The organism is Pantoea sp. GM_Pan_4, assembly GCF_026541005.1.
Taxonomy (GTDB): Bacteria; Pseudomonadota; Gammaproteobacteria; order Enterobacterales; family Enterobacteriaceae; genus Pantoea; species Pantoea dispersa.
In genome coordinates, this window is record NZ_JALNUZ010000002.1 from 131,386 (window position 1) to 144,373 (window position 12,988).

Annotated in this window: 14 protein-coding genes; 13 read left to right on the plus strand and 1 reads right to left on the minus strand. The window is 55.9% G+C overall.

All coding sequences use genetic code 11. The annotated features are described in order from the left end of the window. Positions 1-49 precede the first annotated feature (49 nt). Complete coding sequence (locus OXR61_RS06550; protein WP_267411421.1) at positions 50-481, plus strand: DUF29 domain-containing protein; 432 nt, start codon at positions 50-52, stop codon at positions 479-481. A gap of 137 nt (positions 482-618) precedes the next feature. Here the strand turns inward: OXR61_RS06550 and OXR61_RS06555 are convergent, their stop codons facing one another. Further along, on the minus strand, positions 619-960 hold the full coding sequence (locus OXR61_RS06555) for an FxLYD domain-containing protein (protein ID WP_267411422.1): 342 nt from the start codon (positions 958-960) through the stop codon (positions 619-621). Between the two features lie 334 nt (positions 961-1,294). Between OXR61_RS06555 and OXR61_RS06560 the strand changes: the two genes are divergently transcribed. The 12 genes from OXR61_RS06560 to OXR61_RS06615 all read left to right on the plus strand — a co-directional run bounded on the left by OXR61_RS06560 (position 1,295) and on the right by OXR61_RS06615 (position 12,844). Beyond that, positions 1,295-2,425, plus strand: a complete 1,131-nt coding sequence (locus OXR61_RS06560; RefSeq protein ID WP_267411423.1) for a TcpQ domain-containing protein — start codon at positions 1,295-1,297, stop codon at positions 2,423-2,425. Between the two features lies 1 nt (position 2,426). Continuing rightward, a complete protein-coding gene (pilM, locus tag OXR61_RS06565; RefSeq protein ID WP_267411424.1) occupies positions 2,427-2,870 on the plus strand; it encodes a type IV pilus biogenesis protein PilM in 444 nt (147 codons plus the stop codon). A gap of 19 nt (positions 2,871-2,889) precedes the next feature. Continuing rightward, positions 2,890-4,563 (plus strand): PilN family type IVB pilus formation outer membrane protein, encoded by a 1,674-nt coding sequence (locus OXR61_RS06570; protein ID WP_267411426.1) that lies wholly within the window; start codon positions 2,890-2,892, stop codon positions 4,561-4,563. Between the two features lie 3 nt (positions 4,564-4,566). Beyond that, entirely contained in the window at positions 4,567-5,844 is a 1,278-nt protein-coding gene (gene pilO2, locus OXR61_RS06575; protein ID WP_267411428.1) for a type 4b pilus protein PilO2, read from the plus strand. Then, positions 5,831-6,328 carry a type IV pilus biogenesis protein PilP gene (pilP, locus tag OXR61_RS06580; protein ID WP_267411430.1) on the plus strand — a complete coding sequence of 166 codons (498 nt, stop codon included), beginning with the start codon at positions 5,831-5,833 and terminating at the stop codon, positions 6,326-6,328. The genes pilO2 and pilP overlap by 14 nt, the downstream gene beginning before the upstream one ends. Before the next feature lie 7 nt (positions 6,329-6,335). Continuing rightward, positions 6,336-7,913 (plus strand): ATPase, T2SS/T4P/T4SS family, encoded by a 1,578-nt coding sequence (locus tag OXR61_RS06585; protein WP_267411432.1) that lies wholly within the window; start codon positions 6,336-6,338, stop codon positions 7,911-7,913. Further along, a complete protein-coding gene (locus tag OXR61_RS06590) occupies positions 7,900-9,015 on the plus strand; it encodes a type II secretion system F family protein (protein ID WP_267411434.1) in 1,116 nt (371 codons plus the stop codon). Before OXR61_RS06585 ends, OXR61_RS06590 begins: the two co-directional genes overlap by 14 nt. A 9-nt stretch (positions 9,016-9,024) precedes the next feature. Further along, positions 9,025-9,621: a type 4 pilus major pilin gene (locus OXR61_RS06595; protein WP_267411436.1), complete on the plus strand. Its 597-nt coding sequence runs from the start codon at positions 9,025-9,027 to the stop codon at positions 9,619-9,621. A 4-nt stretch (positions 9,622-9,625) separates the two neighbouring features. Next, positions 9,626-10,105 carry a lytic transglycosylase domain-containing protein gene (locus OXR61_RS06600; protein WP_058770081.1) on the plus strand — a complete coding sequence of 160 codons (480 nt, stop codon included), beginning with the start codon at positions 9,626-9,628 and terminating at the stop codon, positions 10,103-10,105. Then, positions 10,102-10,770, plus strand: a complete 669-nt coding sequence (locus OXR61_RS06605; protein ID WP_267411442.1) for a prepilin peptidase — start codon at positions 10,102-10,104, stop codon at positions 10,768-10,770. Before OXR61_RS06600 ends, OXR61_RS06605 begins: the two co-directional genes overlap by 4 nt. After that, positions 10,770-12,089, plus strand: coding sequence for a shufflon system plasmid conjugative transfer pilus tip adhesin PilV (gene pilV / locus OXR61_RS06610; RefSeq protein WP_267411759.1), 1,320 nt, complete (start codon positions 10,770-10,772; stop codon positions 12,087-12,089). The genes OXR61_RS06605 and pilV overlap by 1 nt, the downstream gene beginning before the upstream one ends. Positions 12,090-12,238: 149 nt before the next feature. Further along, positions 12,239-12,844 carry a serine acetyltransferase gene (locus tag OXR61_RS06615; RefSeq protein WP_267411443.1) on the plus strand — a complete coding sequence of 202 codons (606 nt, stop codon included), beginning with the start codon at positions 12,239-12,241 and terminating at the stop codon, positions 12,842-12,844. The last annotated feature ends 144 nt before the right edge of the window (positions 12,845-12,988 follow it).

Sequence of the window (12,988 nt, forward strand, 5' to 3'; positions counted from 1 at the left end):
TTCTTCTATAATGATGTTCATTAATCAGGAATGTCACTGGAGATCTACCATGAACACACGATACGAAGCTGATGTTGTTGCCTGGGCTCAGGAGCAGGCAGCTTTACTGCGTGCCGGTCGGTTCTCTGAGATTGATATTGCTAATATCGCCGAGGAGATCGAGGACGTGGGCAAAAGCGAAAAGCGGGAACTTGCCAGTCGTATGGCCGTTCTGCTGGCGCATCTTCTCAAATGGAAGTTTCAGCCGGGCCGCCGAGGTTCCAGCTGGCAGCGAACCATCAAAGAACAAAGAAAAGCACTGGCATTACACATCAAAGGCACACCCAGCCTGAAAACTGCGCTCTCTGATCGTGACTGGATAGCTGCTGTATGGGCCGATGCTGTATCTTCTGCAACTCAGGAAACGCAACTTGACGTCTTTCCCGAGGACTGTATCTGGGATATGGAACAAATTCTGTCTCAGGAATTTTATCCTGAATGAGTAACCACTATGCCAGACAAGAAAGCGCCTTCGGGCGCTTTTTTTATCCAATGCAACCTGAAACAGCGGGAAAATCGAGAACCCCTTCGGTACGTAAAACTTGCTTTTATGGACCGAAGAGGTTGCCCCGGAGGGGATTATTTCTGTAAAGCCGTTACCTCTGTAACCTTGAACGAGTCAGGGTGCAGTTCAATGCTGTTGAAGCTGGCGTTAATAACAAATTTCTGACCAGGCTCAATGTTACTGACAAAGTCTCCCGCCTGACCGATAACCACATCATCTTTAAGCAGGTTGATTTTGATGATTACATTTGCGAGGGTCTTTGAACTGGTATTTTGGCCCAGCCCCTGAATTATTTGTAATCCGTTTTGTGTGCTCTGAAAATGCAGATTACTTAACTGTACGTTATCGTTGCCTGCAGCCGTTGCTCCGGCGACCAGTGCTAAGTAAAGGTAAACACCGTAAATGCTTTTTTTCATGTCATCCTCATTTTGACTGTTTTGATAAAGTGACTGACTGCCACTTTTCTTCTATCGGTTTGCAAAACTTAATTCTTTAATCCGCAGACATAGTTTCGCATTGTCCGTTTTTCCTCCACCGCGAGAATAGCACTCCTGACTAAGACTATTCCTGGGGTGAATCCTGATGGCAGTACCTTCAAGACGCGCGGCAACGGGAGCCGGACTGCTTGCCTGCTCTGTCATGCTGGCCAGCTGCAGCAACCCGGCCTCTGACGCAACGCCATTAATCAATGGCCGTTATCAGCAGCCTGCCCGCTTCGATGACATTTACCGAAATCGTTCCCCTGAAGTGGTGCGCTACGACCGTTACACGCTCGTCAGCACACGCCCAGATGATGCGCAGCGCGATCCGCTTAATCAGATAATCGATATCACTATGCCTGCTCAGCTGGTTAACTCAGTGGGAGAAGGATTTCGTTATCTCCTGCTGGAATCCGGCTATTCACTGTGCTCAGCCACTTCTTCAGCATTTTCAGAACTGCTTAGCCGCCCCCTTCCTGCCGTACAGCGCGATATCGGCCCTGTGAAACTGAGCGAAGCCCTGCAGGTGCTGGCCGGTCCAGCCTGGCGCCTGAAGGTGGATGAAGTGAACCGTGAAATCTGCTTTGAGCTGCGTGACCAGTTTCGTAGTTTTGCTATCACCCAGACGGTGCCGATCTCGCGCGCGCCACAGGCTGTAAATGTGAATCGTCCGGTTGTGACGCAGCCTGTTCAGCCCCCGGTGGTGACAGGAAAAGGCAATACCGTCTCACACAATCCTTTTACCGGTGACACCATCAGCGTCAATGCCCCGGCCACCGTCCCGGAAACGTCGCTCAAACCGCAGAATCTCGCAGTTCCGTCTCCGGTGCTGACGGCGGCGAACGTGTCGGCACCACAGAAAATCCCTTCGGTGGCCCTGGTAAAAAGCAAACCGGTGTCATCCCCTGCTGCGACTCATGCACCTGATCGAAGAACAGCGCTGTCGCAGAAACCCACTGTGGCCGCAGCGCGCCCGGCGACCGCCCTGCAGACTACAGTGAACGGCACCTCACCGTCGGCACCGGTCAGCCCCGTTACAACGCTGCCGCCGGCTCCTCCCGTCAGCAGCCAGGCCTCATCTTCTTATGCGCCGGGTACGCCAGTTGCTGCGCTTCCCGTCGGGCAGACCTGGCGGGCGGAACCGGGTTCGACCCTGAAAGAGACGCTGACCAGCTGGGCTTCGAAAGCACAGTGCAGTAATGGCGGCAACTGGGTCGTTATCTGGCCCGTGACGCTTGATTACCGCATCGATGCGCCGCTGGTTTTCCACGGCAACTTTGAGTCGGTCATGGTTCAGGTTTTTGACCTCTACCGCAAAGCCGAAAAACCCCTTTTCGCTGAAGCCAATCGTATTCAGTGCCTGATTTCCGTTAGCGATACGCCAGCGGGAGGAGGTCGCTGAGATGGGGTTTGCGCTGCCCATACTCGTGTTCTGTCTGGTCATTTCGCTGATGGCGGGTGATGCGCAGCGCCATTCTGCTGAACACATCCGGCTTTCAATGCAGCAGACCCTGCCGGATCGGCTTGCCGGCGACATGCTGCGCACCGCGGACGCGGTAAATAACTGGCGCTACGGAAAAGCGGTGGCTGATGGTCCGGTATCACTTGCTCAGACAGGTATGGTGCCGCTCCCGGACAATCGCATTAAGACCGTTATCCAGGGGGGGCGCCTCTGGATATGGGTGCCTGAAACTGACGGTGTTTTTGTCGCGCTGCGTGCGAGGTCCATGACCTCAGCGCTGGCCCTGACCGTCAGCGGTGGCCGTCTGCGCATGGCGGATGGCACCGATATGAATCTCTCTCTGCCGTCCGGCGTATCGGAGGGCAGCATTGTTTACCTTAACTAACATCACCAGGGGGCTGCGGATGCCGCGTTTACCTTTCTGCCTGACAGCGCTGGCCGCCGCGTTTGTGCTGTCATCATGTTCGCTGAGTGAAATCAGCAAAATGGATAAGGAAGCCACAGGTCAGGCTGAAACGGCACAGCGGGTGCTGCAGAGCCGCCAGGCTTTATCTCAGCCTACCGTTGTCTGGTCTGATAAACCCTGGGTGAACCTGCAGCCGGTTGCACCGGTCGTGTCCACGCCGGATGAAAAGAAACTGCCTTCCTGTCAGATAACGATTAACCGGCCGGAAGGGATTTCACTGCCGGAGCTGGGTCAGCGCATCACCGCGCTTTGTGGCATCCGGGTGTCGATCACCCCCGATGCTTATGCAGCGCTGAGCAATGTCACAACCGGAGGTGTTGTCACCTCCCCGATGAGCGGTGCGTTGCCAGCACCCGATGATAACGGTCGTGTGCCGCTTTCACAGATCGGCGCTTCTGCAGGGCAGGCCGCGCCTGTTCAGCAAAGCACCATGATTGCGCGTGGCCTTAAGTTCCAGGGGGATGTCCGCGATCTTCTTGATATTGAAGCCAGCGGATACGGCCTGTCCTGGCGAAGTGACAGCAGCGGCGTGTATTTCTATCTTCAGGATACCCGCACTTTTCAGCTGGTTATCCTGAATACAAAGGTTAACAGCAGCGCCTCGATCAATTCCGGCTCAGGCAATCAGCTGGGCAGCGGCGGCGGGACGACCGGCGGTACGACAGGCGATATCAGCTCTAATCAGAAAACTGATTACGGCATGAACAGCGACCTTTACGATGATATTCGTAAAACGGTTGAGCAGATGGTGACCCCAAAATCCGGGCGATTCTGGCTTTCGGCCGCCACCGGCACGCTGAGCGTGACGGATACACCTGACGTGCTTAACCGCATCGGTCGCTATATCGAGTATCAGAACAAGGTTCTGAGCCGTCAGGTACAGCTCAATATTCAGATTGTCAGCGTCAGCCAGACACGCAACGAGCAGCTGGGCCTTGACTGGGGGCTGGTTTATAAATCCCTCCATAACTTTGGCGCCAGCCTGACAGGGTCAATGGCCAATGCCTCCACATCAGCCGCCAGCGCCGGTATCTCAATCCTCGATACGGCCACAGGTAATGCGGCTAAATTCTCCGGATCAAGCCTGCTTATTAAAGCCCTTTCCGAGCAGGGTAATGTCAGCATGGCACTGAACCAGACTGACCCTACAGCCAACCTGACGCCGGTGGCGTATCAGCTTTCAAGCCAGAAAGGCATCCTGTCCAGTTCCAGCACAACCGCAACGGCGAACGTGGGCGTCACCTCATCGATGACGACGACGACCATTACCACCGGCCTGTTCATGACCATGCTGCCGTTCATTCAGGAAAACGGCGACGTGCAGCTGCAGTTCGCCTTCAGCTATACCAGCCCGCCGCAGATTGAGAAATTCCTCAGCGCTGACGGCAATACCCGTAACGATCTGCCGACAACCTCAACCGAAGGGCTGGCCCGCAAGGTCAATCTGCGCTCTGGTCAGACGCTGGTGCTGACCGGTTCGGAACAGCAGAACCTTTCTGCAGACAAACAGGGCACCCTTACGCCAAACAACTTCATTCTGGGCGGCGGCCAGACAGGCTCCCGCGGCCGCACGACGCTCGTCATCATGATCACCCCTGTTCTGCTGAGGTAAACCATGTCAGTACTAAAAAAAATGAGCCTCCGGGCCGGCATCCGTTTGACGCATCAGCGGCGGGACTGGATGGCAGGTCTGCACTGGGAGCCGCAGCGTAATGCGTTAAGTACCCGGTTTCGCAGTAAAGCGTCGCCTGATACGCATTATGCCGCTGCCGGAAGAGGAAATGCTTCAATGCGCGGCCTGGTTTCCCCGGGGCGCGTGCGCCGCAGCCAGCACGCGCTGGCCGTGGCATTCCTGCTGGCCGAGGGCGGAAATGCCTGGGGTATTTACCGCCTGAGTCACACCGAGGATTCGTGGGTCTTTTTCGCGGCTATCGGCGGGCAGTTATCCGTCATGGGCGATGTGACCGGCTCCCGCGCCATCATTGAACAGTCGGCGGCAAACTTCCTGCGTTTTAATGATGCTGATTCGCCGCGTTTACGCTGTGCCGCAACGGCAGACGACAACCTGCACGCCGGCACACTGACCGACAGACTCAGCCGGGCGCAGGTAAAACGCTGCCGGCTTCATAAGCGCGTGACCGCCCTGTCGGTCATTATCCCGGCAGCCGCCGTCAGCCTCGCGGTGGCCTGTGGCGTTTACTGGTTCGATGCGGCATCGGAAAAGGCTGAACAGGCCGCTGCAATGGCAGCGTTTCGCGCCCGCATGGCATTGACGAAAGAAAAGCCGGCTGAAACCGCACGCGCACCGCACCCGTGGGCCTCACTGCCTCCTGTTTCAGTGCTGCTAAGCAACTGCTGGCTCACGCGAGAGCCCGTATTCGCATCCGTTGCCGGCTGGCGCTTTACCGACGGGGAATGCGTCCCGGAGGGCCTGCGCCTGCGCTTTGTTGCCACCCCGGGTGCAACGGTCGAGGATTTCTCCCGCCGCGCCCGTGAGCTGCTCGGTCACTCAGCCGTCTTCAATCTGCAGGAAGGCGGTAAAAACGGTGATGTTTTCATTCCCTTTAACCATACCCCCACCGGGTTCACTGACGAAGCTCTGCCCGGTGCTGATGCTCAGCTTATGCGCTTTATATCCCATCTGCAGCGCCGCAATCTCGACGTGAAATTTACCGAGGTGAAGCCGCCGCCGGTCGCGCCGGGTGAGGAAAAAATTACCCCTATACAGGACTGGCGGGAATTTAACTTTTCTGTCAGCTCACGTCTGCAGCCCGAGCGACTGTTGCAGGATTTTGATGCCACGGGGCTTCGCCTCAGCAGCCTTTCGATCACCATGAGCCCGCAGGGGCAGTTCGACTACACCATGAAGGGGAGCATCTATGCGCAGAATTAATCCCGCCCTGCCTGGGCTGCTTCTGTCCGCTCTGCTCTGCGGACCCGCGCCTGCGGCCACTGCCGGCGATGTGCTGCCGCCGAATGTCACACTCGGGGAGCTGGAAGCCGCGCAGGCCCGCAATCTGATTCTGGAGCAGAAAGTGCAGACGGCCCGGCTGGAGCAGCAGCTGCGGGAAAGTCAGTCCGGACAGAGTGCTGACCGGAATTATCTGGCCACCGCCAGCCAGCCGGCCATGCCGGTTATGGCGCAGCCTGCCCCCTCTCAGCAGATCGCGTCTGCCGGCACGGAGAAGCGCGCCGGCAGCGTTCGCCTGCAGGAAATTTACGGGCGTGGTAATCAGTTACGCGCGCGCATTGTCCTGCCTGACGGCGGGGTAACGGAGGTGGTAAAAGGCGACCAAATCCCGGGCACGGCTAAACGCGTCACTGAGGTAACGTCAACGCTTGTGCGCCTCAACGACAATTCTGAACTCTCCTTCTGAGGCCACGATGACTCCTGATAAAGAGATAATGGATTTTGTGTTCGCCGAGCTGCATGCCACCGGTGGCGTAACACTGTTAATCGACGGCAACCGTCGTAAAGAAGCGGCCATACAACGCTGGGTGATGGACGTCACCCGGACGCATCCCACGGCAAAAACCGAGTTTGTAACGCTGAGTGAGCTGAACCGCCGGCGTGAAGTGGCAGAGCAGCGCGGCCTGAGCCTGTCCCGGAGCGTCAGCGAGGGCGATCTGGACAAGCGCGACATCAGCGTATCGCAGGATAAGGTCATCAGCTATATGAGGCTCGGTCACGAGTTCAATGCCTCTGATATTCATATGGAAATCAGCAGTGACCGCAAGATTTCCATCGTCCAGCTGCGTATTCACGGCGAGCTGGAGGTCGTGGATGAAGTGAAAGATGTGGAGGGGATGACGCTGGCCTCTACCTCATATCTTTCCATGTGCGACGTGCGCGAACAGTCATTTTTTGCCGGTCGCGAGCAGTCAGGACGCATAGATGCAAAGTTTGCCCGCCGCGCCGGTCTTTATGGCGCGCGATACGAGCATCGTCCAACGCCCGACGGGCTGATAGTGGTTATGCGTCTTATTCCGGACGACGGTGACAACATACCGACGCTGCCGCAGCTGGGTTTTCTGCCGGAGCAGATAAAGCTCATTATGCAGATCCTTCGCCTTCCGGAAGGCATGGTGCTGCTCACCGGGCCAACCGGCTCGGGCAAAAGCGCCACGCTGCGCGTGTTCAGTGACATCTGGCTTGAACTGACGGGCGGTAAAAAGCGCCTGCTGACGCTGGAAAATCCGCCTGAGGGTCGGATTCCGGGTGCCATACAGACGGCCGTCATGCCTGCCGATAACTCGCCGGAGGCCATCAGCCGCGCCTGGACTAACGCCAATGCCTCCGCGCTGCGTCTCGATCCTGATGCCATTCTGAACGGCGAGATGCGTGACCTGCACTCCCTTATCGCCGGAATTTACGCCAGTGAAACCGGGCACGCGCTGTTCTCCACCCTGCACACGCAGAGCCCCATTGGCTCCCTGCGTCGTATGGAGCACTTCGGTATTGACCGCCACCTTCTCGCAGATGCCGCACTCATCACGGGCTTAATAGGCCAGCGTCTGGTGCCGCTGCTGTGCGAACACTGCCGGGTGCCGTGGGAGAAAAAAGCCCCGGAGCTGGACGCTGATACGCGGGAACGCCTTGAACGGTACTGCACTGTTGAGGGCTTCTGCGATACCAGCAAACTCTTTTTCCGCAATCACGAAGGCTGCCCCCACTGTCAGAAAACGGTGCCGCTGACCGGACGCATCATCAGCCGGGGTGTGACCGGGCGCACGGCCATTGCCGAAGTGATACGGACCGATGCCCGCCTGATGCAGCTCTGGCTGTCACACGGCCCGTCCGTTGCCCGTCAGTACTGGGTCAATCAGGGCGGTATTACCCGCCGCATGCACCTGATGAGATACCTGGCTGAGGGGCGGGTTGACCCGCTGGAAGGCGATCTTATCTGTCCGCTGGATGAAGATTCGGTGATGGAGTGCGAGGTACCCGATGGCATCCGCTGATCGCTTCACCCCTGACAGGCATATGTCGGTAGCAGAAAACCTGCGCTACCGCCTGGTCAGGGCAACATTCACCGGCCAGTACCGCCAGCCGTTTTACGAGACCCTGCGCTTTCTGCTGGAAAACCGCAAACAGCTCAAAGAGGCCTTGACCATGATTGGCGAGGTGCACACCGACTTTGGCAGCCGCTGGCATCCTTACCACGAGCTGGTTCAGGACTGTCTTGAAGGGGTGAACGATAACCGCCCCGGTCGCGCGCTTCAGGACGTGCTGGCCGCCTGGGCACCTTATGAAGAGGCCGCACTTATCAGCGCCGGAATGGAAACCGGCAATATTCCCGGCGCCCTGATGCAGGCGGATAAACTCATTGTGGCTCGTCGTCGCATTCTCGGCCAGGTGGTATTCGCCTCCGTATTTCCGATCGTGCTGGTATTGCTGGGGACGGGGTTGCTGCTGGCCAACAACCTGGCGCTGGTCCCCACCCTGAGCAAAATGTCCGATCCCGCAGGCTGGACTGGCGCACTCGGATTTATGAATGGCGTTGCGCAGTGGAGCGGCCGCTGGGGACTGACTGCTGCCGGCGCGGCCGCAGCACTTGTTGCGCTGGCGTTCTGGTCCCTGCCCCGATGGCGGGGGCGACTGCGTCGTTTCGCTGATTACCTCATGCCCTGGTCGGTTTACAAAGACCTGCAGGGGGCTGTGTTCCTGATGAATATCGGGGCGCTGCTGGGCGCCGGTGTGCAGGAGCTTAAGTCGCTGCAGATCCTTAACGGATTCGCTCCGCCCTGGCTGCAGGAGCGCATCGAGGGCGCGATGGACTGCATGAGCGAGGGTGATTCTCTGGGCCGCGCAATGCGCAACAGCGGATATGACTTCCCCAGCCGTGAGGCGGTGAACTACCTCTCTCTTCTCGATAAAGGCAATAGCGCAGCATCGCTGATCACCAACTATGCCGATCGCTGGCTGGAGCAGGCGCTGGCGCGCGTTGCCCGCCGCGCGAACGTTACCAAGCTCTTTTCTCTCGTCCTGATTATGAGTTTCTTCTTACTCATACTGCTGATGGTGATGCAGATTCAGGATATGAACACCTTCAGCACACATTAAGGAAACATCATGTCATCAAATGCATTCCCGCAACATCATCGCCAGCCCGATCGCGGCTGGGGCGTTCTTGAGCATGGCGCCATTGCACTGCTCACCATCGTTGTTATCTGTATCGTGGGTGCATGGATCTGGAGCCTGTGGGGTAAAAAGTCCGTAGGCGTGGAGGTATCCAATCTTCAGTTTATCGTGACCAATGCTCAGCAGCTTAAGCAGACTCAGGGAGGGTATAACTTTACCAGCAGCACCACGATGACCGGCACCCTGATCCAGCAGGGTGGCGCGCCGAAAGCTGGCTGGACCATTCAGGGAACGTCAAGCTCCGGCACGGCGACGATGTGGAACAGCTATGGTGGCCAGGTCGTGATAGCACCGGTGGCGACCAACGGGTTCAATAACGGATTTTCCGTTACGACACAGAAAGTACCGCAGGCAGACTGCATTTCTATTGCCACCCAGCTCGGTTCCGGCGGTGCATTCAGCGCAATCAGCATTAACAGCACGGATTTCAGCGACGGCATTGTCAGCGCGGAAGCGGCAGGAAAGTCCTGCACGGCTGACAGTGGCACGACCGGGAATAACACGCTCGTCTTTACGCACAACGGCTGATGACATGCTGCGCCTGTCCACGGTTCTGTTCCTGATATTGCTTTGCCCCCGTGCGGGGGCGTTTTGCTTTGACGCAGCGGGTGCGAAGTACCATCTCGATCCGCTCCTGCTTAAAGCCATCGCTACGGGCGAGAGCAGCCTCCGGCCGGCAATAACGAATATTAATCGGGATAAAAAAACCGGGCGGGCGCTAAGCACGGACTATGGGCTGATGCAGATCAATTCCTCACATATTCCGGGGCTGATCGCGCAGGGGGTCATCAGCGGTCCACAGGATTTGCTGACGCGCCCCTGCCTCAATGTGCAAATCGGCACCTGGATACTTGCCAGACATTTTCAGGTCTGTGGCTACAGCTGGAACTGTCTCGGCTCGTATAACGCCGGGTTCAGAAAAGACCGCCATGAAACGCGCGAGTCCTATGCCAACCGCATATATGCCATTTACCGCCAGCTTTTACTGAAAGAACGGGGAATTAAACTGTGACGCTGCTGACGCTGAGCATGCCGTGGCCAATGCTTATCATCATTTTTCCGCTTGGCTTGTGCCTGTTCTGTTTTATGGCGAACCTGGTTCGCCTCAGCTATCTGACCACCGATGATGGAAAAGAATGGCTGGCCATTATTTTAAATCCCGCCCCCGCCGGCATTACCTGGCTTTTTGCTGCAGCGGCAACCTGCATCGTACTGTCACCGGCCCCGGCTCTGGATCGGCTGATGGCGCTGTTGTTCAGCCTTTTTCTCTTCAGGATGACGCTCATCGATGCGCTCACCGGATTTCTGCCCCGTTATATGACGGTGAGCTGCCTGATAGCCGGCCTGGCTGGTGCTCTGGCTGCCCCCGGCCTCTGGGGGCATGCATTCTCTGCCGCGACGGCGCTGGGGTTATTCGGGCTCTGGCGCTACGTCACTGGAAAAGTCTCTGCGCGAGAATGCCTGGGGCTTGGCGACGTCTGGCTGGCCGGCGCTGTTGCGGCCTGGCTCGGTGGTTGTGAGGGTCTTTATGCACTGCTCACAGGCGTCTTTTTATTTGTGCTCTGGCAGCTTCTGGTGCGCCGCGTCCAGCAGGGAGGACCTATGGGGCCCTGGCTGTGCGCCGGCGCGATGCTGGTCGCGCTTATCAAACTTTATCATCCACTCATTACATGGTGATGCCTGTGAAATCGACTGAAAAAAACGACAGGGGCTGGGCGATCATAAGCACCGGTGCCGCACTGATTATTCTGTTACTCGTCAGCGTCTGGGGGTATTCGCTTATCAGTGACTGGATGGATAAGCGGACCTGGATGAATACTGCTGCGCAGGTTTCCCGTTTTACGCAGGCCGTCAAAAGCTATACGGGACGTTATTACGATACGCTGCTCTCCAGCGCCACGACAACGTCCCCCGTTATCGTGACGCCGGCGATGTTGAAAAACACCGGTTTTCTGGAGCAGGGTTTTAGTGAGAATACTATCGATGGCCAGGTATATCGCGCTGCGCTTGTCCGGAATGCAACTAACACGGACCAGCTGCAGGGGCTGATTTTTACACAGAACGGTTCCGCGCTGCCCTTTCTGGCACTGCGACAGATATCAATGGATATCACCTCTGGCATGGGGGGCTATATCTGGACGTCAGGGATCGCGACCGGCGCGATGAGCAGCTGGAGCATGCCGCTCGCACAATTTGGCGTCAGCACCACGCAGGGCCATATCGCCGTTCTGCTGACCACGGATGAACTGGGTGCCGCGCAGGGTGAGAGCGATCGTCTGTATCGTTTTTCCGTTACCGGTAAGCCAGACCTGAACACGATGCATACCAGCATTGATATGGGGGGAAACAACCTGAATAACGCGGCTACGGTTAACGCGGTTAACGGTGCATTCAGCAGTAACGTTACTGCACGCGGCAACATCACTGCTAACGGAACTGTGACGGGCCAGAACGTCACCGCAGGGTCCGGCGTCTCAGCAGGCGCCAACGTCACTGCTGGTAACGCGATTACCGCGAATAGCGATATCAGGTCTAATAATGGCTGGATGATTACGCGGGGTTCTAAGGGCTGGCTTAACGAGACATACGGTGGAGGTTTTTACATGTCGGATAATGACTGGGTCCGCTCGGTTAATAATAAAAACATTTATACCGGCGGTCAGGTTCGTGGCGGAAGCGTGCGGGCGGAGGGGGACATGTCTGCAGGCGGACTTCTGTACCAGGACCAGGTCAACTCGATAGGTGCAGGTTGCAGCATTATTGGCGCGATCAGTCATGATTCGAGCGGAGCTACACTTTCGTGCCAGGATTGGACGTGGAAGAAAAATGCCTCTGGCGTGCCGGGATATTATTGCCGCAGGACATCATTTGATAAGGGACGTTCAGACGATTATGTTGGTTACACGCCAAGAACTGATGATAATTGCCCCGTTATCTCACCTGGTCAGTCACCACAAGGATACTGTAGCTGTATAAAAGTGATGCTGAACTATTAAAGGAATATTGGCTCACATTATATAGGTACTTAAGTGAAATTTTTTGTATGTAATTTCGTTGATGATAAGTGGTGGTGGGCGATGCGCAAATGCAGTAAATTAATGGCATGCCCACAATGTTTGATATGGTCATTTAGTCGAATATGGAAATGAGACCTTCCCTCTCAAAAGTAGACACACTTATTGATTCAAAATCCGGTAAGCCTCAACTTGCCTTTCTCAAAGAATGCTTGCGAATTGAAGTCATTAACAGAGCAGGTAAGAAAAAATTCAGCTGGCTTAGAGTGATGCACAGGTTGTTAACCAGCCCGGATAAACGTTTTTATTTTTGGTGGAGGCTGGCTTCATATTTCCACCAGACTGACAATAAACTGTTGAGAAAGCGTGCCAGGAAGATCAACCGAAATTTATGCAGAAAATATTCAATCGACATAGCTCTGGATGCAGAGATCGGTCCCGGCATGAAAATAAATCATGGCTTCGGAATTGTTATCCGACCTGAATGTAAAATCGGGAGCAGGCTTAATATACGCCACGGAGTCACCATTGGCAGGAAGACCAATGGAGACGTATCAGGAAGAACCATCATTGGGGATAATGTCGATCTTGGCGCACATGCATTGATTATTGGTGATGTAAACATAGGAAACAATGTTGTTATTGGCGCTGGAACATTTGTGAACAGACACATTCCAGATAATGCGACAGTTTTTAATCCAAAAAGCACACAAGTACTGATTCATTCTAATGACTAGACCGACTTAATCGTCCGGTGTTGTTTCAAATTAATCTTCAGCCGGTATCGTCAGATTTAAATTTTCGTAACCGGTTGAAGATTTAACCATCGTCTTTCCCCGCGCATTTTTGCACCTTATGGCCGTTCTGCTGTGCAGCCATAA